The sequence below is a fragment of the uncultured Sulfitobacter sp. genome, assembly GCF_947499945.1.
Taxonomy (GTDB): Bacteria; Pseudomonadota; Alphaproteobacteria; order Rhodobacterales; family Rhodobacteraceae; genus Sulfitobacter.
In genome coordinates this window covers 1,307,877-1,329,344 of sequence record NZ_CANMQD010000001.1, presented here as the reverse complement: position 1 = coordinate 1,329,344, position 21,468 = coordinate 1,307,877, and the positions used below count along the sequence as shown (strand labels likewise).

Here is a 21,468-nt window from a genome sequence, read left to right as displayed (position 1 = left end):
TATGGCCGCACTTGCCCGCCTAATGGTTGTTGGCTTTATCGTGCTGAGCGTGATTTATGTCTGCTTGTCGCTTTACTCGCGCTCTGTGCGGAAGGGTAAGCTGCGTGCAGAGTGGAACGAGGGACCGAAAGAACAGAGCCTTGATGAATTTCTCGACGAAGGGTTGGCGGAGTACGACAAATCACTGCGCCGCAAATTGATCCTCTCGGTCTATGTTATTCCGGTGATCCTTGTGTCAATTGTCATCTACCTTACAAATTTTGCCTGAGAGAGTTTTGCATGCTGGGTCTTATCCGTTGGACATTCTGGATCACCGTTTGGGTGATCATCGCTGCAGTGTTCCACTATACGCTGCCGCAGACCGATATCGTGCGGGTCACGGACACCTATGAAAAGCGGATCGACCCGGGTGAGAATGCGCTTTTCTGGGCGCAGGCGGATGTTGGTACGGATGGGACACTAGCGAACCGCGATGTTTTTTTCATCCAGACGCGCCGCGTTGGTGGTGATGTGATGGTTTACCGCAACGAGGATACAGGCTGGGGCTGGCCTCCATATTTCAAATTCGACACCTCCAACCTTCAGGCGGAGGCGAGCGATATGGCGTCCACTGAAGCCGCGCCGCGCTATGTCGCGATCAAACACTACGGCTGGCGCAACGAGTTTCTGACCATCTTTCCCAATGCGATCTCCGTGCGTGCCGTAGCAGGGCCTGACGCGTCCAAGGGGATACCGTGGCTGAACATCATCATCCTGACACTGTTTGCCGCCGTGATCTATGGCATCTGGGTGCGCTGGCGCCGGTTCCGCATGGCGCGGATTGATCCAACCATGGAAGCGATCGAAGACGATATCGCAGATGCTACAGGTGCAGTGACAGGCTGGCTGGGGTCGTGGCGCAAGAAGCCCTAAACAGGCGAATTTTTGCAAAAAATCCGATACCCTTGGTTTGCGGCGTTTTCTGGGTTTAAGCAGGCTTTTGGATCATTCGGCCGATGCTGCGGCCACCAAGGATATGAACATGCAAGTGTGGCACTTCCTGCACGCCGTGTGCGCCTGCATTGCTTATCATACGAAAGCCGTCTGACGCATCAAGGGCGACTCCTTCCATCCTGCAAACTTCCCCAATGGCACGGGTGTAGTCCACAATCTCGGCATCCGACGCACTGGCCGCGAAATGATCATAGCTGACATAGGGCCCCTTGGGGATCACGAGTACATGCACCGGCGCTTGTGGATAGAGATCACGAAAAGCCAACGTGTGCTCGGTCTCTAAAACGGTGGTGTTGGGGATTTCGCCACGCAGAATTTTGGCAAATATATTCTGGTCGTCATATGTATAGGTCACAGGTGAATTCCTTAGTCGGCGAAAAGATAATCGGTGCTGGTAATTTCATGTGCTTTGTCGCGGTTGACGCCGAGAAATTTTGCCAACTCGTCGGCGTTTTCCTCTGGTGAGGCGACCTCGCGGATGCGGCAGTGGTTCTCGAACTGCGCATCGCGGATTGCGTCGCTTTCAAAGATCATATCGTTCCGGATGGTCGGCATCAGGCGATCCAGAGTTTCCTGTGACGTTTGCTCCCCCGCAAGACCGACCCGCATGGCATGACCGATCAGGTATTCTTCGGTGAAGGTACAATCAATCTCAAGAATGCGGGTGACAGAGCGGTCTGATGCAAAATCTTCGAGCAGGTCGAGGTTGCTTGGGTCCATACAAACAATCAGCCTGTCTGTTTCGAAGTAATCGAACAGCATCCGCATCAAGGCGCGGCGGTGTCGTGTGCGCTTTCCCAACGTCTTTTCGATCCCGCCGAGCGCGGGCAAGTGCGCATCCTCTTCGTTAAAGATATATTCGATGGCGGGGACATTTGTGCTTTGACGGATGCGTTCCAGCACGCGCTTGGCGACATGCCATTTCTTACAGACCACAATCAGGAGTTCGCGCTCGCGGCCAAGTGTACTTTCCGTCTCCCAGAACCGTGTCGAAAAGCGGCGACCAATGCGTCCACGTCCCGTCAGAAATTTGAACAGGCTTCGCCCTTCGTTGCTGATTTGAAACTGCACCCCTTGCGCGGAGTAGAGAAGGCCCAAGCGACGTTTAAGGTCTTTTGCATCAGCGCTGATCTTGCGGGCAAAAAGATAATCCTGGCTGAGCAGCAGGTCATAGTGGTCGTTGTAAAAGGTTACGGGCATCCCGTAATCCGTGAACATCAAGAAGGTGAGCGTGCGTGCGTGAATTTCTTTTTCAGGCACCATATGGCGCACAAGCGTTTGGAAAAACGTCTCGTCGGGAATCCATGTTGTGCGAAAGAAGCGGACCACATCACGGCGTTGTTTGGTGAAATCAAGGATCTTTTCGATGGTTTGCCGGCGCAGACACCACCATTGGCTGCCGATTTGCACTTGGATATCTGCGGGAATTTCCCGTTTGAAGCCAAATCGTTTTTGGAAGTTGAACATCGCATAGAAAAGCTTTTTCTGGGTTCGCTCATTGAACCAGTGACGATAGATCAGCCGTTCTTCTGTCCAGCCCGTTTTGATCCAGTCGCTCTCGAAGTAATCAAAGCTCTCGATGAAGTCGCCATCGTTATTATCGAGATAGCGGTGCGTGTATTCCGCAGATTTGATCGCCATACAGTCGCCTGACAACATGTAAAAATGTGTTGCGCGGGGAAAAGCCTCAACCGCGGCTTGAACCGCGTGCAACGTCGCCTGTACAAGCGACCATTCACCCCAGCCGCATTTGATGCGTTTTTTGGCGAAGGTTACATTAGGGTTATTTTCAAGCGCGGCGCGGATGGCTTTATACTGCGCTGGGTCGGCACTCGCATCAAAGTGAATCGACATATAGTCGCCCACAGCTGTCAGCCGATCCGCCTGTTTGATAATGGCGTCCGGATCTTTGTGGCACAGCAGGATGTAGGCAATTTTTGCCATTCAGAAACAATTCACTATTTTACACTCTATTGTTTACATAGATAATCGTGAACACTCATTGAATAAACAGCAATTATTTGCTTTTGTAACGTAAAGCTGCCCCAAGAGGCGGCAAATTTGACCTGAGCAGGAGTATCACACATGGGTTTTCCCGGAACCTGGATGACCGAGAGTGAAAGTGTCGTGTACCGCGTGGTGCCGAAATGTGCTTGCTCGACCATTGGTCAGATCATGTATTATTCTGATCACGGTGTGTTTTTCGACGGTGATATCCATGATGCGGTGGGTGGAATGCACAAGTGGGCGCTTGAAGAAAGTCAGGACCCGATCACCCGTAATGTACAAAACCACGAGTCCTATGCCTTTACCTGTGTGCGTAATCCCTACACGCGCATCCTCAGTTCTTTCTTTGACAAGATCTGTGGAATTCAACGCAACGGAAAGCGGTACCGTGGCAATTTAGTGCCACTTTTGATCCAAAAATACGGAATCGAAGTGGGCGGTGATGATGGAAAGCAGGAGTTTGACCAGATCGCAAGCTTCCGCCGCTTTCTGCTGTTTGCCCGTGACACCATTCGATGGCGCCGCCCGATGGACCCTGACATCCACTGGTCGGGTCAGGCGGGCCATGTGAGCACCTTCATCGTGAATGGCGGTACCTACGACAAGATTGTGTGGACCGAGAGCTTTAACGATGGCATGCAAGATGTGTTGGACGCGATCAAGACGCCACATGCAGTTGATTTGACCGCGATCCCCCGCTTTAACGAAAGCGAAGGGCATGGCCCCAAGCGCGCGCACCCCGTTGAGGATTATTTTGACGATCTGTCGATGCATCTGGTGCGTGAGATTTTCAAGCGTGATTTTGATTTGTTCAAATATGACTTCGAAAATCCTGCCAATAAGATGCCGATTGGCGAAATCGATCTCGATGAAGTTCATGCCAAGCTGGGGGACTGACGGCCTTTAGCTGGACAATCTCAAGGGTGTTGGGTCTAGTCTGATATGATACACCCACCATCTAAAAGGTTCCGCTCATGGATTTTGTTTTTCCAGCTCCCGTTCAAGCAAGCCTTGCTGTGCAGGGCACTGATGCGCGTTTTCCTGTGCGTCGAATATTTTGTGTTGGGCGAAATTATGAGGCGCACGCCCGCGAAATGGGGAATGATCCTGACCGCGAGCCGCCATTCTTCTTTACCAAGCCTGCGGATGCCGCTTGTGACACTCCTTGCACCATACCTTATCCACCGCTGACGCACGATCTGCACCACGAGATTGAGTTGGTAATCGCGATTGGCAAAGGCGGGGCCAATATTGCGCCCGAGGATGTGATGGACCACATTTGGGGCGCGTCTGTTGGTATCGACCTTACCCGTCGCGATTTGCAGGCCGAGGCCAAGCAAACGCGCCGCCCTTGGGATTGGGCAAAAGCATTTGACCTCTCGGCACCCATTGCCGCACTCAAACCTATTTCTGATGTTCCCAGTCTTACAAACTCCCGTATCTGGCTCGCGGTGAACGGGGAGGTTCGTCAGGATGCTGATATTGCTGATCTCATCTGGTCCGTTGCCGAACACGTCGCAACGCTGAGCCAAGGGATGACATTGGCGTCGGGCGATTTGGTGATGACAGGCACACCGGCGGGTGTAGCGGCAGTGGTTGAAGGGGATGTCATCACCGGAGGTGTTGATGGAATCGCTGAATTGGAAATTACCATCGGCCCGCGCGCTTAAGGCGAGCCCCTCCTAGCAGGTGTGCCAAGAGGGGTATAGTTTAGTGCTGTGGTTCTGGGCCCCACTGGTTCGGCGTTGGTTCGGATTTGGTGCAGTAGAAGACGATCAACACGATCCACCCAATTAGCGGAATAAAGACAAGGAGCATCCACCATCCTGTTCGGCCAATATCGTGCAAGCGCCGGATTGCAACAGCGATTGAGGGCAGGAAGAAAACGAGGGAAGCCATCAGGCCTATAGGCCCTGTGTCGCCCATGCCCAAGGACAGATCGATGACACCTGTGATAACGCTGACGATAATCGACCACAGCGTAAACCACCAGTATTGCGACCGTGTTGAGCGGGTTTTGAAATCGACAAAGCGGGCAAAGCCGTCCTTGAGCGCGCCCATGAATGTATTGGCGTCATCGCGGGCAGGATCGTGTCCCCCACCTGACGGCGTTCGTGGGGGCAGAGGCTCAGCGCTCTGCGTTCCTTGTGCACGTGCATAGGGTAGCCAATCTGCCATACCTTCCTGCCAGACAAGTGTATCGCTCCGAATTGTGCCAACTGCGACGAGTTCTTTAAGCTCCACCTCGCTGATCGGTCCGTTTGACGTGCCTTCAACGGCGTAATACCAATCTTTGCTCATAATCTGGCCTAACCTTCTATAAAATTACTTTAACCTAGCGTGCAGTCCTGATTGCCTCAAGGATTCTGCGAGATGAGCGTTTGATTTGCCCGAGCGCGTGCTTCTGCGGCGAGGGCGGGCAGGCCTGTCTGGTCGTATATGTCACCCAAAAGCATATTGAGAGGCACGCCATCCGGATCATAAGTCCGCCGCATTTCCAGAACTTGCTGAGCCGAGGATGCGCGACCGTCTTTTACCAAGGCATCCAGATGAATTTGCTCAAATAGATCGCGTTGGGCATGGCTGCCGCCGCATTCGGACATACGCGGGAGCGCGCGGGCCATTTGGGTAATCGCGGTGTCCCAATCGCCTTTGCTGTGTGCGATGATGCTCTGCGCTGCGGGAAGGGCGACATCGCGCCATGCAATGTGGTCGTACTGAGTGTCGTCTTGTGCACGGGCCACAATCGCCTGCATCAACGGCCTAGCCTCTGGGCGTGAGGTGCGGGCGAGGGCATAGAGGTATTGCAGAGTCAGAAACGGGCTCACTGTATCCGCACCGCGCGTGGCGACATGATCGGCCACGTCACCCCAGCGGTCGCCTACATCAACGCCTGCAAACTCCATTCGCGCCAGAAGGGATGTCGCGCCAACCTGATCCTGCGAGTAATTCTTGGCTAGTCCCCAGACATGCGTGTCATAAGCTTTGCGCACGTCGTCGTGACGGCCAAGGCTGATATAAAACAGTGCCAGATGCCACCAATTATGGCTACGCATGAAGCTATTTAACCCGCCCCAAGTTTTGGCCACGCTTTCCATAAACGCGGCACCCTCGGCAACACGCCCTTCGGTCAGCATGACATGGGCAATGGCGTGATGGGCCCACGCCTCATCATGTTGCAGCGCCATGGCGTGACGTGCAGCTCTCTCGGCGCGGCTGATCAAATGGCATTGTTCATAGCCGAACGCGACCATCCCATGGGCATAGGCGATGTCTTCTGCCTCTGGCAGTGCCTTGAGTGCCATGCGCAACATTCCCGTCGCATCGCCAAGGTTGAAAAGATGGTATTGTGCGAGTTTGAGTACGGCCATGTCGCGGGGGTGATCCGTGGTGATCTCGTCACAAATCCTAAGCAGATTTGGCACGTCGTTCTGCGTCCATGCGGCGGCAGCATCAATGATTAGCCCTTCGCGCGTGGTGATCCCCTCTCGCGCTTCTTGGGCGCGGACGATGTAGGGAGCGGCCTTTTGCGGCGCAACAGGCGCTTCGAGGAACATCCACAACAATGCGGCATAGGCGTTCGCCAGCGCACATTCAGGATCGGCATCAGCTGCCGCAAGGATGTTCGTGGCTTTTGGTTGGTAGCTGAGAAAACCATGGATGAAGTCGTTGATCGCCGTCAGTGTTGCCGCCTTGTCGCAGGTTACTTCGAGGCCATAGAGATCAGTTGTCATGTCGGTCTTCCTCATGTTGGGCGATGAATGCGATAAGGTGCGCGGCAACTGCATCTGGAGCATCCCAGTGGATCGAATGCCCCGCGTCTGCGATCGTATGCACAGGGATATTGCCCAAAGAAGGCTTGGCCAGATGGGCAGGCAGCAGTAAATCGCCTTGCGCCAGTAACGCCTGCGTGGGGCAGGGGATGTTTTTGATGTGATCTGGAACATAGCCATCCAAGGCCGCAATCTGATGTAGCATTGCTTCGGCACTTTGAGCGAAGGGATAGGCGAGAGATAGCATCGCCGCCTGCTCTGCGGCTCCTTCAGTCTCAAAGAATGTAGGTGCAAAAAGCCATGGGAATAAAGCATTCAGCCACACATCTGGGGCCGCATTGCTTTGCCTAATTGCTGCGAGGTTTCTGAACAATGCTACATTCCGCTCCAATCGTATTGGTGCAGAGGCAGCAAATGTCAGGGATTTGACAAGACCGGCATGTGCACATGTCAGCCGCATCCCGATCATTCCGCCTAAAGAGTGCCCCATGACATGTGTAGGGCCCGGGTCCAGATGGCTGAGGAGATCAGCGCAATCTGCTGCAAAGAGATCGACAGACGCGGGAGCATCAATCGGCATTGTGCGTCCAGTAGTCCGATTGTCAGGGCGAATAACGGTGAAATGCGGCTCCAACCGTGGGACAAGTGGCGCCCAGCTTGCGCTATCACTCATCATCCCTGCGATCAGTAGAAGTGGTGGGCCGTCGCCTGAGATTTCATAATGGAGGGATACTGCGCCTTGCTCAAATGCTGGCATTGGCAGTCCTCCAGCAAGGCATGATATCGTTCTCGGCAGGGGTTGCCTCATAAACCGCACGCGCAATGGCCCGTGAGAGGCACAGTGCGGCGGCGTGTCCCGTAAGCAAAACGTCCGCAGCGGGGCGCGCACCTGTGGTCAGCGCAAAGACCAGATCACCATCATTTGGCGTATGTGCGGGCACACAGGCACGGGCGATCCCGTCATGGGCCGCGGTCGCGACACGGTGGCATTCCGCCTTTGTTAGCACTGCATTTGTGGCAACAATAGCGATTGTAGTGTTAGCTCGGGCGGACATCGCATTCATCTTGCGGCTTTCACGGCTGAGGCCCAGACCGCTGGCTGGGTCAGGACCAATACCACCAAACTCGCCACCCATCTCGAAGGGGGCGGCATAGAAATGGCGATCACCAGGTGTGGTTACGGCACCGACAGGGTTGGCGGCGACGAGGGCGGCGACGGTGCTGCCGTCGGGTAGTTGTAGGGATGCCGTGCCAAGCCCCCCTTTGAGCATCGCGGTGAGCGCACCTGTACCTGCGCCCACGCTGCCGATCTCGAACTGCTCTGAGGCGTTTCGGTAGGCTTTAAGGCCGAGGGCGCGATAAGGGTTTTCGGTCCAATCCTTGGCTCCGCCATTGAGCAGATCAAACAGGATCGCACCCGGGACGAGGGGGATTTGAGCAGCACCGACACGAAACCCCCGACCGTCAGCGCGCAGCCCGTCCACCACGCCCGAGCAAGCGTCGAGCCCGAAGGCAGAGCCGCCCGACAACACCAGTGCATCAACGGCAACCACGGATTTATCAGGAGCCAGCAGGTCAGTCTCTCGCGTGCCGGGGGCACCGCCCATGACGGCGACAGAAGCGGTAAAAGGCGTGTCGCCTAAAACAACTGTTGTACCTGATTGCAGGGTGGCATCGTGCGCGTTGCCGACACGCAGGCCGCCGACATCTGTGAGGCTGTTTGTAGGGCCGACCTTCATACTATTAGAGCCTCGGTTTGCTGCTGGCGGTGCTGGTATCGCCTGTGTTGGGGGTACCTTTCGGCTCGATCAGCAGGACGTGACATTCTTGCGCGGCACGGGGGCGGTGGGACACACCGCGTGGCACGATGAACAGTTCCCCAGCTTTGACGCTATGGCTTTCGTCCTCGATGTCCATGGTCATTTCACCGCTCAGGACAAGGAAAAAATCGTCGGTGTCCTCATGCAAGTGATAGGGAAACTCGCCAGCGAATTTGACAACCATAACATCATTCTCGTTGTAGTCCGCGATCACATGCGGGTCCCAATGTGTGCTAATATGGATGAGCTTCTCAGTGAGGTTAATAGGGGTCATGCTTGGATGCCTTTCAGGTCGGGCAGCACTGGCGCTGCGTCGATGAGGGATTTTGTGTAGGCGTGGCGCGGGTTGGTGAACACGGCTTCAGTGTCGCCACGCTCGACAATCTCACCTTGCTTCATCACTAACACGCGATCAGTGATTGTGCGCACGACGCTGAGGTCATGGGAGATAAACAGATAGCTGAGGTTATAAGCCTCACATAACTCCACCAAAAGGTCGAGGATTTGTGCGCGCACCGAGACGTCCAGCGCGCTCACCGCTTCGTCAAAGACGATAAGGTCGGGACGGATGATCAACGCGCGGGCGATGGCGATGCGCTGGCGCTGGCCGCCAGAAAATTCGTGGATGTATTTATTTGCGTCTGCGGGCGTGAGGCCCACAGCAGTCAGTGCTTCATCAATTGCATTCTGGCGTGCTGCGCCGATGGGCGGGGTGTCGAGCAGGTGAAACGGCTCGGTAACCTGGCGGGCAACACGGTGGCGTGGGTTGAAGCTGCCAAAGGGGTCCTGAAACACCACCTGCATGCGGCGGCGCACGGCGAGGTTTGGTTTGTTGCCTGTGAAAACGGGTTCGCCGCCGAGAGTGATCGTGCCTTCCTGCACTTGCTCGAGGCCAAGCAAGGCACGGGTGAGGGTGGATTTGCCGCAGCCACTTTCGCCGACGAGACCCAAACGCTCCCCTTTGTGTAGTGTGAAGCTGACGTTTTTTACCGCGCGGAACTTGCCCGTTTTGCCGAATAAAGTCTTGCGCGGGGTATGGTAGTCGCGGCTAACGTTTGTAACTTCGAGCAGGGGGTGCGCGGCCTCTGTTTGGGGTAGGTCGACCTTATGCGAAGAGGCCGCGAATAACATGCGCGTATAGGGGTGCTGCATCTCGCGCAGGAGGTTTTTAGTTTGCCCTTGCTCAACTATTTCTCCCTCGCGCATGACGATGATACGGTCGGCCATGTCTGCAACAACGGCAAGGTCATGGGTGATCATCATCAGGCCCATCCCGTCTTCGCGCACAAGGGTAGTGAGCAGGTCGAGGATTTGCGCTTGGGTTGTGACGTCCAGTGCAGTTGTCGGTTCATCAGCGATCAGGAGGCGCGGGCGCAGGGCGATGGCCATGGCAATGACAACGCGCTGGCGCTGACCGCCCGACAACTCATGCGGAAAGCGGGACAGGGGGAATTGTTCTTGCGGCAGGCCCACGCGGGTGAGGGTCCGGGCCGCTTGCTCCAGCGCTTGCGCCTTGGTGGTTTGTTTGTGAATGAGGATCGTCTCGGCCACTTGATCGCCGATGGTTTTGACGGGGTTGAGGGCAGTCATCGGTTCCTGAAATACCATGCCAATGTCATTGCCGCGCAGGGCGCAGAGGTCGCTTTCGCTGAGTGCGAGAAGGTCCTTACCGTCCAGCATGATGTGGCCCTGCGAGGTTGTCCCGCGCGGGAGCAATTGCATCGTGGCCAGTGCTGTCATGGATTTTCCAGAGCCGCTTTCGCCTGTGATGGCGACGATCTCCCCCTCCAAGATGTCAAAACTGATGTTCCGCAAAATCGAATAGCTGTGGATCGATAGATTGAGGTTTTGGACAGACAATAGGGTCATGTGCGTGTTACCCTGAGCCGTGGATCAAGGGTGTCGCGCAGACCGTCTCCCATCAGGTTCAGCCCCAGCACCGTGAGGATGATCGCAAAACCAGGCATGAGCGCCATATGTGGTGCGATGCTTACCATGGTTTGGGCATCGGCAAGCATTCTCCCCCATGAGGGCAGGGGTGGTTGTGCGCCAAGGCCCACATAGCTCAGGCCTGCTTCGGCGAGGATGCCGAGGGAGAATTGGATGGTGCTTTGCACAATGAGGAGATTGGTGACGTTGGGCAGGATATGCTCAACGGAAATGCGCAGGCTGGATTTGCCAGAGACACGGGCGGCGAGGATGAACTCCCGCTCCCAAAGCGACAGCGCCGCGCCGCGTGTGATGCGGGCAAAGACGGGGATGTTGAAGATGCCGATGGCGATTATGGCGTTGATGGCGCCTGCGCCAAAGACAGCAGTGATCAGGATCGCGATGACAAGAGATGGGAAGGCAAAGACCAGATCGTTACCGCGCATGATGATTTCGTCGATGAGGCTGCCACGCCGCGCCGCCGCCCACAGGCCAAGGGGGATGCCAAGACACATCCCGATGCCGACGGCTACCAACGCCACCGCGATAGAGGTCCGTGCGCCCACCATAATCAGGCTTAGGATATCGCGCCCAAAGTGATCGGTCCCGAGCAAGTTTGTGCCATTGGGTGCTTGTAGTCGGTTTGGAATGCTGAGCGTCGCGTGGTCGAACGGCGTCCAGAAAAATGATACCAGTGCGGCGAGGATAAAGGTTCCCGCTAGCAGTGCGCCAATGGTCAAATTGCGGTTCATGTGCGGCTCCGCAAGCCGGGATCGAAATGTGTCATGCGCGCCCCCGCAGGCGGGGATCGACGGCTGCATATGCCAGATCAACGCAAAAATTCACAAAGATCACAGCAAAGACCAGCAGCATCGTTACACTTTCCACCACAATCAGATCGCGGGCAGAGATGGCCTGAAAGATGAGCCGGCCAAGGCCTGGCAGGTAGAAGACCTGTTCAATGATGATGCCCCCTGCGAGCAGGAAGGAGAATTGCAGCCCTATGATTGTCAGGACGGGGATCATAGCGTTGCGCAGACCGTGACGGCGGAGCGCCTGCCACTCAGTCAGCCCTTTGGCGCGTGCGGTGCGCATGAAATCGTCGCCCAAGACATCCAGTAGGGACGAGCGCATGACGCGAGCGAGAATCGCCGCTTGGGGCAGGGCGAGGGCAATTGCGGGGAGCGTCAGGGAATGAACCCCCGCGAAAAATCCTTCGTCCCAGCCGACAAAACCGCCCGCTGCAAACCAGCGTAGTTTTATCGCAAAGAGCAGAACCAAAATCATCGCGAACCAGAAGTTGGGGATTGCCACACCGAGTTGTGTGGCACCCATCACACCCATATCTCCCGCACGCCCGCGTCGTGCCGCCGCATAGATGCCCGCAGGGAAGGCGATAAGAGTCGAGAGCATGAGTGCGTAAACGGCCAGCGGTAAAGAAACCCACAACCGCGCCGCCACCATATCAGCGACAGGGGTCCGGTAGGTATAGGAAGTGCCGAAATCACCACTCAACATGCCCGTGATCCATGTGATGTACCGCTCGACTTTGGACACATCGAGACCAAGTTCGGCGCGCAAAGCGGCCAATGTCTGGGGCTGCGCGTTTATACCCAGCATGTAGGATGCCGGATCACCCGGTGCGATTTCGATAACGGCAAAAATCACCAGCGACGCGATGGCGAGGCTGATAATCAAGGACAACAAGCGTTTGAAAGTATACCGCAACATCAGTTGAAGCCTAGGCGCAGTTGGGGGAGGGGTCCAGCCAGAACTGTCCAATATGAGGGCAGCGGCAACGCACTTCCTGCGTATTGGTTCCAAACATTGTTTATCAAAAAAATCGGAACGAAGACGGCAAGCTTTGCATTGTCTTATCAACGAAGCAGCGCACTGACTGCGTTGCAACACAGGAGTTTATTATGACACGTCTTTTCAAGACTACAGCTATCGCAGCCCTTGCCCTTACAACAGCAATGCCAGCATTTGCGGCGGCCCACCTTGATGTAGGTAACATGACATGCGAGCAGTACAATGAGCTGTCGGGAGCTGACCGCGATAAGGTCGCAATGATGGCAATCGCCGACATCACCGGTGTGTCCGACGCAACAATTGCGGACAACAACGGAACAGCAACAGCGACCAACGCGACCGAGGGTGAGAAAGCCGAGGAAAGCACAACAGGCTCAGTACAGACTCTGGCAGAGAACAACGGCACCGCAACTGCGACATCCACCGTGATGGCAGGTGACGATGAGACCGCAATGGCGGAAAAAATGGCGCTGCTGAACCGCACATGCTCGCGGAACTGGGATGCCATGGTAACTGAAGCGGCTGCTGGTCAAAGCGGTACACGCTAAAACCATCAGATACCAATGAGGAGGGGCCGCATTATGCGGCCCTTTTTTCATGTCAGAAAGATATTTGCTATCATTGGGGTGTCGATCACCCTGTGCGCTACTATCTGTCTAAAATTACCAAGCTAGGCCATTGCAAGTGCAGCACCCTCTTTTCATCGGGCACGAGATTTTTCGTGGTTCCAGTTATGGGCGGTTTCATCCGTTGCGTGTGCCGCGGGTGTCCACCGTAATGGACCTGAGCCGTGCGCTTGGGTGGCTCCCTTCTGAGCAATTTATCACATCGCCCCGCGCCAAGCCGAAGGCGCTTGAGGTCTGGCATGACCCTGACTATCTCGCGGCGCTACAACGTGTGGAGGCAGCACAAGAAGCTACTTCCGATGATCTGGCACGGTTCGATATCGGGTCTGTGACCAATCCTGTTTTTCCAGAGATCTTTCGCCGACCAGCTACTGCGGCAGGGGGGTCAATCTTGGCAGGGGAGCTTCTGGCCGATGAAGGGGTCATCTACAATCCTGCCGGCGGGACGCATCATGGCCTGCCTGGGCGGGCGAACGGGTTTTGCTATCTCAATGATCCCGTGCTGGCAATGTTGTCCCTGCGCCATCATGGCGTCCGCCGCATTGCCTATATCGATATTGACGCGCACCATTGCGATGGTGTTGCAGAGGGGTTTTCTAGCGACCCTGACTGCCTGATGATTTCTGTCCACGAAGAGCGCCTGTGGCCGCGCACTGGGCTGATTGACGATGATGCAGGCGGAAATGCGATCAATTTACCCGTGCCGCGCGGTTTCAATGATGCCGAGATGGCGCATGTGCGTGACGCTCTGATCCTGCCGAAAGTTGAAACATTCGAGCCTGATGCGATTGTGTTCCTTTGTGGTGCTGACGGTGTGGTGGATGATCCGCTAGCGCATCTGGGGCTCAGCAATAATGCCCATTGGGATATATTGCGGGGGCTGATGGCTTTGGGTGCACCACGGTTGCTGGTTTTGGGCGGTGGTGGGTATAATCCGTGGACGGTTGGTCGTTTGTGGACGGGTGTGTGGGGTGTACTCAACGGTCATGATTTGGGAGGGACGCTCCCCAAAGCAGCGCAAGATGTCCTGCGTGCGCTTACGTTTGAAGGCAACAGCCGTGGCCGCAACCCACCAGAGCATTGGTTCACCACGTTGCAGGACGCGCGGCAGGAGGGCGGAGTGATATCAAGAGTTGTCCGTCAACGGGTTGCACAACTTGCGGCACGGGACTTGCCGTCTGTGCAGGGCGCCTAAAATTTGCACCTGTCGGGACAAATGCGAGCGCGGTAAACACTCCAATGAATAAGACCATACAGGCGACCTGAAGCATCCCGATGAAGTTTAATTCGCTTCCGAAGGGTTGTTTGTGAGTTTTGTGTCTGAGTCTGTGCTGGGCGATTTTCGCACCGATCCACCCCCCGATACTTGCCCAAAACAGCAGCGTTTTCTCAGATGTGCGCCGGTCGTTGTTGATCGCCTTGCGCTTGTCGATTGCAAAAGCGCGATAGGCAAAGATGTTCACGCCAACAAAATAGACAAAGATCGTGATGAGGAATATCATGACGTGTGATCCAGATGTGGGGCGATCCGCGCGATTTAACGCATAAAGGCCCCAACACGCGGGGCCTTTATCAGAAAGTTTCCCAGTGGTGCGCTCTGCGGGTTAGTCGGCCCAGCTTACGGCGGTCAGATCATTGGCTTGGGTTGGCTGGTTCGCCCACAGGCCTTGAACACCTGCTTTTGCGACCGAGAGTGCAGCGAGCTGGAACAGGTAGCCGTTGACGTAGTCGCCAGAGATCATTTTCTGCGCATCACCCAACATCATTTTGCGCATCTCGGGATCGGTTGTTATGTTGAGTTTGGTCATCAACTCCTGAAACGCGGGATTGTCGTACTGAAAGTAGTACTCGGGGTTGGCGTAAATCCCGATGTCCATCGGCTCGGTGTGGCTCACGATGGTGAGGCCAAAGTTCTTGCCTTTGAACACTGACTCCAGCCACTGCGCCCATTCGACATTTGTGATCTCGGCCTTGATGCCCACTGCGGCCAGTTGCGAGGCGATGATCTCGCCGCCGCGACGTGCATAGGAGGGGGGTGGCAGGAAGAGTGTTGTCTCGAACCCGTCTGCAAAGCCAGCCTCGGCGAGGAGTGTTTTTGCCTTTTCGGGATCATAGCTGCTCATCGCGGTCAGATCGACATAGGCGGGGTTGTGCGGTGCAAAATGTGTGCCGATGGGCGTGCCGTATCCGAACATCGCGCCGTCAATGATCGCCTGACGGTCGATGGCGTGGGCCAATGCTTCGCGGACCTTCACGTTGTCAAAGGGCGGCATCTTGTTGTTGGTGGACAGGATCGTCTCACCTTCGGTGGAGCCGACGAGGACCTGAAACCGTGGATCTGCCTCGAACTGTGGCAGGTTTTCGGGCGCGGGAAAGCCCGAGAAGACGTCGATGTCTTCTGCCATCATCGCGCCAAGGGCGGCGGTGGGATCAGAGATGAATTTGAATGTAGCATTGGTGAGTACGGCAGGCGTGCCCCAGTAGCTTTCGTTGCGCGACAGCTCAATCTTGTCGCCTTGTGTCCAGCTGTCGAACTTGAAGGCACCTGTGCCGATGGGCGTCTGTTTGATGCCCTCGATGCTTTCGGGTGCGACAATAACCGCGTCCCCCCATGCAAGGTTGAAGAGCAGGTTGCCGTTGGCCTCCGACAGTTTCACTTCGAAGGTCATCGGGTCGATCACGTTAACTTCGGAGATTGCAGAGTAGAGCGCTTTTTGTGCGTTTGCGCTGTCCTCGGCACCGATGCGGTCGAGGGAGAATTTCACATCTTCAGCGTCCATTGTCGTGCCGTCATGAAACGTTACGCCCTCGTTCAGCATGAAGGTATAGGTCAGCCCGTCTTCGGAAATCTCCCAGCTTTTTGCCAGACCGGGGATCACGCCCCCTGCGCTATCAAAGCGGGTCAGCCCTTCGAACACGTTAGAGTAAAGCACGGAGTCGATAGCACCTGCGGCGGCACTGGTCGGATCAAGGTGCGGTGGCTCAAGCTGGATAGCGATTGTGAGATCATCTTTTGCCATGGCGGCGCCAGCCAGCAATGCGGCAGCGCTGACACCAAGCAAGAGTGGGGACAGTTTGAACATGAGAGACTCCCTCGTTGTGTTTCGAGTGAAAGGTTAAGCGACGATTCACATGTTGGCTAGGAGAAACCTTGCGGCAGCATTGGCACTGGGGTAGGCCTGCGCGCTTTAGCGAAGGTAGGATTGAGCATGGCAGTTTTGGGTGTGGATTTCGGGACGTCAAACTCGGCGGCGGGTATCACGCGGGATGGCGCTGCCCATCTGATCCAGCTTGAGGCTGGTGATATGACGATGCCTACCGCAGTGTTCTTTGATTTCGACACCAAGAAGATGCTGATTGGGTCAGACGCTGGTGCTGCACTGCTCGCGGGTGAGGAGGGGCGCTATATGCGGGCAGTCAAGAGCCTGTTGGGCGCGCCCTTGATGCGCGAAAAACGGAACTTGCTGGGTGAAAAGCTCGATTTCATTGATGTCGTCTCAAGGTTTTTGGGGCGGGTAAAAGTCGCAGCGGAGGCGCAAACAGGCGAGCGGTTCGAGCGTGCCCTGTCAGGCCGTCCTGTGCGGTTTCACGGTGATGATGCCCGCAATACGCAGGCCGAAGTGGACCTGCGGGAAGCATATCTGCGGGCAGGTTTTGATGACGTTGCCTTTATGTATGAGCCGGAGGCGGCGGCACTGGCCAACCGTGATGTGTTGGCCGAAGGTGATTTGGGGCTGATTGTCGACATTGGTGGCGGTACGTCCGACTTTACACTTTTCCGCAACGGGGCGGATGCGATCGATATTCTGGCCAGCCACGGTGTGCGTCTGGGCGGGACTGATTTTGACCGCATGGTGAGTTTAGAGACTGTTATGCCGCTTTTGGGGCGGGGAAGTCAGATACGCCACGCCTTTGGCAACGAGACGCATACCGCCCCAACAACGATCTTTAACGACCTTGCAACGTGGCAGAAAATCCCATTTCTCTATGCCCCCGACAGCCGCCGTCTGGCAAAGGATCTAGCCCAATACGCGGTGGAGCCTGATCTGTTTGCGCGGCTTGTTTCCGTGCTGGAGGACGAGTTGGGGCATGATATCGCCTTTGCTGTGGAAGCGGGAAAGATTGCGGCTAATGGCACTGGCGCAGGCGCAATTGATCTGGGTGTAGTAGAGCGCGGGTTGGCCGTGGCGCTGGGCGATGGTCTGGTTGAGGCGCTGCTGCGGCCCATGGCAGACGAGATGGGTGCTGCGGCACTGGTGACAATGGCGCAAGCCGAAGTTGCACCCGAGGCCGTGACGCATCTGGTATTTGTGGGTGGGTCAAGTTTGATGCAAGTTACACGCGGTGCATTGCAAGCTGTCTTTCCGCAGGCGCAGGTGCATCATGGTCACGCGCTCACCGCGATTGTGGACGGGCTTAGCCTTGCCAGTGCGCGGGCGTTTGAATGATGCGTTAGCCTTTAGTCAGCAGTAGCGTCTCCAGCGCCGCACCCATCACGCAAGCGCTGTCGATCATGTCATCGACGCCGATCCATTCATCGGGTTTATGGGCCAGCTCCAGTACACCCGGACCGTAAGCGATGCAGTTTTTCAGTTTCCCGATGCGGTCGATATGTTTTTGGTCGTACGTGCCGGGAGAGGCGACATATTCGGGGTCTTTGCCCATGACATCCTGGATCGCTTTTGCCACCGTCCGCACTACGGGGGCATCACGGTCGGTCATTGAGGGCAAGACAGAGTTTATCTCAGTCAGCTTGTAGTCGAAATCGGGACGGGTGACTCGCAGTCCTTCGAGCAGAGCAGTTACTTCGTCACGGACATCATCCAATGGCTCTTCGGCAAGGAAGCGGCGGTCGATTGTGATGCGGCAACTGTCGGGAACGCAATGGGAGGGCAGGCCGTCGAAATCGTCGTCTTGCTCCTTTGCGCCACCATGGATGGAATTGATGTTCATTGTAGAGCTGCGTGCGCCCTCTGGCACGACGGGCATATCGGTGGTGCGCAGGGCCATCGCGGGAAAGAGCTTATTCTCGAATTCATTCAGCACTGCACCCATATGGCGGACGGCGCAATCGCCGAGAAATGGCATGGAGCCGTGCGCGATCTCGCCCATCGTCTCGATCTCGGCCCACCAGCCGCCGCGGTGGCCAAGGCATATGCGGTCCTTGTTCAGCGGTTCGGGAATGATAACGTGCTGCACACGGGCGGGGTTGAAGTGGCCATGCTCTGCCAGATAGGCGACGCCGCCATATCCGCCTGACTCCTCGTCTGCTGTGCCCGAAATCTCGATTGCGCCTGCAAAGTCACTGTATGTCTCGATGAATGCTTCGGCTGCGATAATGGAGGCGGCGAGACCGCCCTTCATATCACAAGCTCCGCGTCCGTAGATTTTACCATCTACAAGCTCTGCGCCAAAAGGGTCAAAAGTCCAGCCTTGCCCCTCTTCCACCACGTCGGTGTGGCTGTTGAAATGGACACATTCGCCGCTGCGCTTTCCTTCGCGGCGTGCGATGATGTTCCAGCGGGGATATCTCATGCTGTCACCCGGTGTGCCGTGGGCACGGATCAATTGTGTCTCAAACCCGTGCGCCGTGAGCCTGCGGTCAAGGTATTCGCAGATCCTAAGATAGTCGCGACCAGGGGGGTTTAGGGTTGGTATGCGGATTAAGTCTTGGGTTAGAGCAATAAGGTCATCGCGCTTTGCGGTGATGGCTTGTGAGAGAGGAGTGACCATAGTGCGCCCTTTTATTGAACGAATTAGCGAGCCTGTGCGTTAGATGAGTATCATTGCGCAACTGCGCCCGTGTGCAAGGTCTGAATTGGATGTTTGCATGTAGCGATGTCCGCAGGCGATAGTGGCAAGAGTACACATTGAGGATATCAGATGAGTAAAGCGGATTTGAGTTCAGTCCCTGAAGGGGGGCTAGCCAAAACTTGGGCGGCGCTCAAAGAAGGTTTTTTGCAGATTGGTGACACTAATCTTGCACTTGTATCGGCGGGCGTCGGCTTCTTCGGTATGCTCTCGGTGTTTCCTGCGATTGCCGCGTTGATCGCTTTGCTGAGCCTTGTGGCTGATCCTGACATTGTTGTGGCGCAGCTTGAGAATATGCGAGGCCTGCTGCCGGATGACGTTTATCAAATCTTCTATGCTCAAATTGTGAGCCTGGTCACGACAAGCCCTGATACGCTTGGATGGGCCGGGGCGATTTCTATCTTGGTGGCCTTGTGGTCAGCTCGGGCGGGTGTTGCCGCGATGATGACCGGATTAAATGCGGTGCATGGTGAGAAAAACCGCGCTACCGTTTCTCACTATGTTCGTGCGTTCTTCCTGACACTTGCGCTGGTTGGCGTAGGAATTGTTGCTCTGATAACGCTTGTTGTTGCGCCTGTAATTTTGGCATTTTTTCCTTTGGGCGGTGTGACAGGCATCCTTGTTGAGGCATTGCGCTGGCTGATTGCTGTCACTATTTTACTGGCAGGAGTGAGCGTTTTGTACCGCTTTGGTCCGAACAGGAAAAAAAACCAAGGACGTCGGTCAATAAGACCAGGAGCGGTGGTCGCAGTGGTAAGCTGGGCCGCCCTATCGGTGGCGTTTTCTTACTATGTGGCGAATTTTGGAAACTACAATCAGGTATATGGCTCAATCGGGGCAGTGATTGCGATGCTGGTGTGGTTATGGCTGAGCAGTTTTCTGATCTTGCTGGGTGCTGTCGTAAATGCCCAAGTAGAGAAACATGTTTACGGAAAGCATATAGCCGAGGCGGCATCACCATTTGGTGATTTGGTTGACGCCCCGGCGGAAGAGCAGGCAGACGGGACACCGGCACAGCCCATACCATGATTTGAAGCTATGAGCGGGTGCGGGCTCCAGCGGTTACACCTGACATGAACGCACTCATAATATTATCGAAAGTGGGAGAAGTTTCCACCACTGGTTCCTTAGTTATCGGAGCCTGTCGGCGGGTCGCAACCACAGCAAAACCAATACACCCCGCGCCAGTATAGAGCGCACCAAGTATCATTGCAGCGTTGAGGGGTGTTGTTACGGTAATGAGGTACAGCCAACCCGCACCAGTCCAGAAAGCCAGCCCTACACCAAGTGCAAGGCTGGCTCCTAGACCTATCGCGGCTGTGCCTGCTGTATGTTCGGCTTTGGCGCGGGCCTTATTTACAATGGCGCTGATCATCTCAGCGGCGTGCCGCTATCATGCCAACAAGAAATCCAAGGCCAGCTGCAAGGCCAAGAGATGTCGCGGGCTGTGTGCGCACGAATTCTTCAGCATGAAGCTGTGCTTCGACCACTTTATCCTGACCTGCGGCCTTCAGCTCGGCTGCTTTTGCTTGAGCTGTCTGTGCAGCATTCTCTGCTTTGGCCGTGCCGTATTCCGAAAGAGTTTGCGTCAGAATTGACAGATCATCCTTCAAGGTTTGAATTTGTGCAGCGAGGTCATCAACTGAAAGTTCTTTTGCGTTTGCAATATTCAGGGTTGCGCTGGTCTTTGCCATGTCGTGCTCTCCTTGGTTTTGGTTAATCTTGCAAAGCAAACCCCTGACCCCCGTAAGATGTTCCATAAAAAAAAGCCCCACCTTTCTGGTAGGGCTCCTTTTTCGCAGAATTACGGTGATTTTTTCAGGCGTGTAGGGTTTCTGTAGAGGAAAAGAACATGGCCTGACTGACCGCTGAAATGACCTGATCCTCGGTGTAAGGTTTGGAAATTAGAAAGGCGGGCTCTGGCTTGTCGCCAGTCAGTAGACGCTCGGGGAAGGCGGTGATGAAAATTACAGGCCGCTGGCCCAGCTCAGCGAGCAGATCATTGACGGCGTCAATACCGGATGAATTATCGGCAAGTTGGATATCAGCAAGGATGAGGTCAGGGCTATCAGCGCGACCCAGCGCAACCGCTTCGTCCCGGGTACGCGCAATACCAGTCACGCGGTGACCCATGTCCGCGACGATGCTCTCAATATCCATTGCGATGATGGCTTCATCCTCAATAATCATAACGGAACCTGTTACACTGTCGGCCATTTCCTGACGCGCAATCCCGACCAGTGCCTCGGCTTCTGTCGCGTCAACGCCGATGATTGTGGCGATACTCCCGTAGGAAAACCCCTCGATCGTGTAGAGAAGCAGCGCTTCGCGGCTGTTATTGGTGAGCTTTGCTAGGTGCCTCTGGGCCTTGGCGCGTGCACCTGATTCGCCTTCTTCTACAGGCGCACCTGCACTTGCCCAGATACCGTATAAAACGCGGAACAACCCGGTTTTAACATCAGTACCGTCCAATACAGAACGATCCGCTAAAATAGCCTCTAAGGAGGCAGCCGCAAATGCGTCGCCGCTGGCTTGGCTTCCTGTTAGCGCGCGTGCATATCGGCGAAGGTAGGGGATGAATTTTCCCAATTGGTCGCTTACACTTTGATCTGTTGGTGCATCACTCATCCGAGCTGATCCTTTTTTTCTTATCTTTTCCGGAACCAAACGCAGTCGGAGCGCGTTTGGTTCCGTAGT

General features: G+C 55.5%; 24 protein-coding genes. 8 read left to right on the top strand and 16 right to left on the bottom strand.

The window, feature by feature from the left end; translation table 11 throughout:
- The first annotated feature begins 1 nt into the window (after nt 1).
- Entirely contained in the window at nt 2–268 is a 267-nt protein-coding gene (locus Q0775_RS06675) for a hypothetical protein (RefSeq protein WP_298858603.1), read from the top strand.
- Nucleotides 269–282: 14 nt separating this feature from the next.
- The gene (locus Q0775_RS06670; RefSeq protein ID WP_298859971.1) at nt 283–912 is read left to right on the top strand and encodes a DUF1523 family protein; all 630 of its coding nucleotides are present in this window, start codon (nt 283–285) and stop codon (nt 910–912) included.
- A gap of 55 nt (nt 913–967) precedes the next feature.
- On the opposite strand, the gene Q0775_RS06665 is transcribed toward Q0775_RS06670, so the two are convergent.
- Together Q0775_RS06665 and Q0775_RS06660 are read right to left on the bottom strand one after the other, a co-directional pair.
- Nucleotides 968–1,348: a histidine triad nucleotide-binding protein gene (locus Q0775_RS06665; protein WP_298858602.1), complete on the bottom strand. Its 381-nt coding sequence runs from the start codon at nt 1,346–1,348 to the stop codon at nt 968–970.
- Between the two features lie 11 nt (nt 1,349–1,359).
- Complete coding sequence (locus tag Q0775_RS06660; protein ID WP_298858601.1) at nt 1,360–2,937, bottom strand: DUF5928 domain-containing protein; 1,578 nt, start codon at nt 2,935–2,937, stop codon at nt 1,360–1,362.
- A 141-nt stretch (nt 2,938–3,078) separates the two neighbouring features.
- Between Q0775_RS06660 and Q0775_RS06655 the strand changes: the two genes are divergently transcribed.
- Nucleotides 3,079–3,897, top strand: coding sequence for a sulfotransferase family protein (locus Q0775_RS06655; RefSeq protein ID WP_298858600.1), 819 nt, complete (start codon nt 3,079–3,081; stop codon nt 3,895–3,897).
- A 77-nt stretch (nt 3,898–3,974) separates the two neighbouring features.
- On the top strand, nt 3,975–4,670 hold the full coding sequence (locus Q0775_RS06650; RefSeq protein WP_298858599.1) for a fumarylacetoacetate hydrolase family protein: 696 nt from the start codon (nt 3,975–3,977) through the stop codon (nt 4,668–4,670).
- Between the two features lie 40 nt (nt 4,671–4,710).
- Here the strand turns inward: Q0775_RS06650 and Q0775_RS06645 are convergent, their stop codons facing one another.
- From Q0775_RS06645 to Q0775_RS06610, 8 genes are read right to left on the bottom strand one after another with little or no spacing between them, the layout of a single operon-like run.
- Nucleotides 4,711–5,301, bottom strand: coding sequence for a DUF805 domain-containing protein (locus tag Q0775_RS06645; RefSeq protein WP_298858598.1), 591 nt, complete (start codon nt 5,299–5,301; stop codon nt 4,711–4,713).
- Between the two features lie 56 nt (nt 5,302–5,357).
- Nucleotides 5,358–6,734, bottom strand: a complete 1,377-nt coding sequence (locus tag Q0775_RS06640) for a tetratricopeptide repeat protein (protein ID WP_298858597.1) — start codon at nt 6,732–6,734, stop codon at nt 5,358–5,360.
- The gene (locus Q0775_RS06635) at nt 6,724–7,530 is read right to left on the bottom strand and encodes an alpha/beta hydrolase (protein ID WP_298858596.1); all 807 of its coding nucleotides are present in this window, start codon (nt 7,528–7,530) and stop codon (nt 6,724–6,726) included. Before Q0775_RS06635 ends, Q0775_RS06640 begins: the two co-directional genes overlap by 11 nt.
- The gene (locus Q0775_RS06630; protein ID WP_298858595.1) at nt 7,517–8,512 is read right to left on the bottom strand and encodes a P1 family peptidase; all 996 of its coding nucleotides are present in this window, start codon (nt 8,510–8,512) and stop codon (nt 7,517–7,519) included. The genes Q0775_RS06635 and Q0775_RS06630 overlap by 14 nt, the downstream gene beginning before the upstream one ends.
- 4 nt (nt 8,513–8,516) lie before the next feature.
- On the bottom strand, nt 8,517–8,867 hold the full coding sequence (locus Q0775_RS06625) for a cupin domain-containing protein (protein WP_298858594.1): 351 nt from the start codon (nt 8,865–8,867) through the stop codon (nt 8,517–8,519).
- The gene (locus Q0775_RS06620) at nt 8,864–10,462 is read right to left on the bottom strand and encodes a dipeptide ABC transporter ATP-binding protein (protein WP_298858593.1); all 1,599 of its coding nucleotides are present in this window, start codon (nt 10,460–10,462) and stop codon (nt 8,864–8,866) included. Before Q0775_RS06620 ends, Q0775_RS06625 begins: the two co-directional genes overlap by 4 nt.
- Complete coding sequence (locus Q0775_RS06615) at nt 10,459–11,274, bottom strand: ABC transporter permease (protein ID WP_298858592.1); 816 nt, start codon at nt 11,272–11,274, stop codon at nt 10,459–10,461. The genes Q0775_RS06620 and Q0775_RS06615 overlap by 4 nt, the downstream gene beginning before the upstream one ends.
- Before the next feature lie 31 nt (nt 11,275–11,305).
- Nucleotides 11,306–12,253 carry an ABC transporter permease gene (locus tag Q0775_RS06610; protein WP_298858591.1) on the bottom strand — a complete coding sequence of 316 codons (948 nt, stop codon included), beginning with the start codon at nt 12,251–12,253 and terminating at the stop codon, nt 11,306–11,308.
- 191 nt (nt 12,254–12,444) lie between these two features.
- On the opposite strand from Q0775_RS06610, the gene Q0775_RS06605 reads away from it, so the two are divergent.
- Entirely contained in the window at nt 12,445–12,882 is a 438-nt protein-coding gene (locus Q0775_RS06605) for an HdeA/HdeB family chaperone (protein ID WP_298858590.1), read from the top strand.
- A 136-nt stretch (nt 12,883–13,018) separates the two neighbouring features.
- Entirely contained in the window at nt 13,019–14,155 is a 1,137-nt protein-coding gene (locus Q0775_RS06600) for an acetoin utilization protein AcuC (protein WP_298858589.1), read from the top strand.
- On the opposite strand, the gene Q0775_RS19965 is transcribed toward Q0775_RS06600, so the two are convergent.
- Together Q0775_RS19965 and Q0775_RS06595 are read right to left on the bottom strand one after the other, a co-directional pair.
- Entirely contained in the window at nt 14,046–14,462 is a 417-nt protein-coding gene (locus Q0775_RS19965; RefSeq protein ID WP_366863221.1) for a DUF1294 domain-containing protein, read from the bottom strand. The two genes, Q0775_RS06600 and Q0775_RS19965, sit on opposite strands and share 110 nt — an antisense overlap.
- Before the next feature lie 102 nt (nt 14,463–14,564).
- Nucleotides 14,565–16,043, bottom strand: coding sequence for an ABC transporter substrate-binding protein (locus tag Q0775_RS06595; RefSeq protein ID WP_298858588.1), 1,479 nt, complete (start codon nt 16,041–16,043; stop codon nt 14,565–14,567).
- Nucleotides 16,044–16,169: 126 nt separating this feature from the next.
- Here Q0775_RS06595 and Q0775_RS06590 point away from each other — a divergent pair, with 126 nt between their 5' ends.
- Nucleotides 16,170–17,408 carry an Hsp70 family protein gene (locus tag Q0775_RS06590; RefSeq protein WP_298858587.1) on the top strand — a complete coding sequence of 413 codons (1,239 nt, stop codon included), beginning with the start codon at nt 16,170–16,172 and terminating at the stop codon, nt 17,406–17,408.
- A 4-nt stretch (nt 17,409–17,412) separates the two neighbouring features.
- Here the strand turns inward: Q0775_RS06590 and Q0775_RS06585 are convergent, their stop codons facing one another.
- Nucleotides 17,413–18,693 carry an acetylornithine deacetylase/succinyl-diaminopimelate desuccinylase family protein gene (locus Q0775_RS06585; protein WP_298858586.1) on the bottom strand — a complete coding sequence of 427 codons (1,281 nt, stop codon included), beginning with the start codon at nt 18,691–18,693 and terminating at the stop codon, nt 17,413–17,415.
- A gap of 150 nt (nt 18,694–18,843) precedes the next feature.
- On the opposite strand from Q0775_RS06585, the gene Q0775_RS06580 reads away from it, so the two are divergent.
- Nucleotides 18,844–19,800: a YihY/virulence factor BrkB family protein gene (locus Q0775_RS06580; RefSeq protein WP_298858585.1), complete on the top strand. Its 957-nt coding sequence runs from the start codon at nt 18,844–18,846 to the stop codon at nt 19,798–19,800.
- A 7-nt stretch (nt 19,801–19,807) separates the two neighbouring features.
- On the opposite strand, the gene Q0775_RS06575 is transcribed toward Q0775_RS06580, so the two are convergent.
- From Q0775_RS06575 to Q0775_RS06565, 3 genes are all read right to left on the bottom strand, one after another.
- The gene (locus Q0775_RS06575; RefSeq protein WP_298858584.1) at nt 19,808–20,146 is read right to left on the bottom strand and encodes a hypothetical protein; all 339 of its coding nucleotides are present in this window, start codon (nt 20,144–20,146) and stop codon (nt 19,808–19,810) included.
- Nucleotide 20,147: 1 nt separating this feature from the next.
- Nucleotides 20,148–20,465 (bottom strand): DUF883 domain-containing protein, encoded by a 318-nt coding sequence (locus Q0775_RS06570; protein WP_298858583.1) that lies wholly within the window; start codon nt 20,463–20,465, stop codon nt 20,148–20,150.
- A gap of 124 nt (nt 20,466–20,589) precedes the next feature.
- Nucleotides 20,590–21,399 (bottom strand): response regulator, encoded by an 810-nt coding sequence (locus tag Q0775_RS06565; protein WP_298858582.1) that lies wholly within the window; start codon nt 21,397–21,399, stop codon nt 20,590–20,592.
- Nucleotides 21,400–21,468 lie beyond the last annotated feature (69 nt).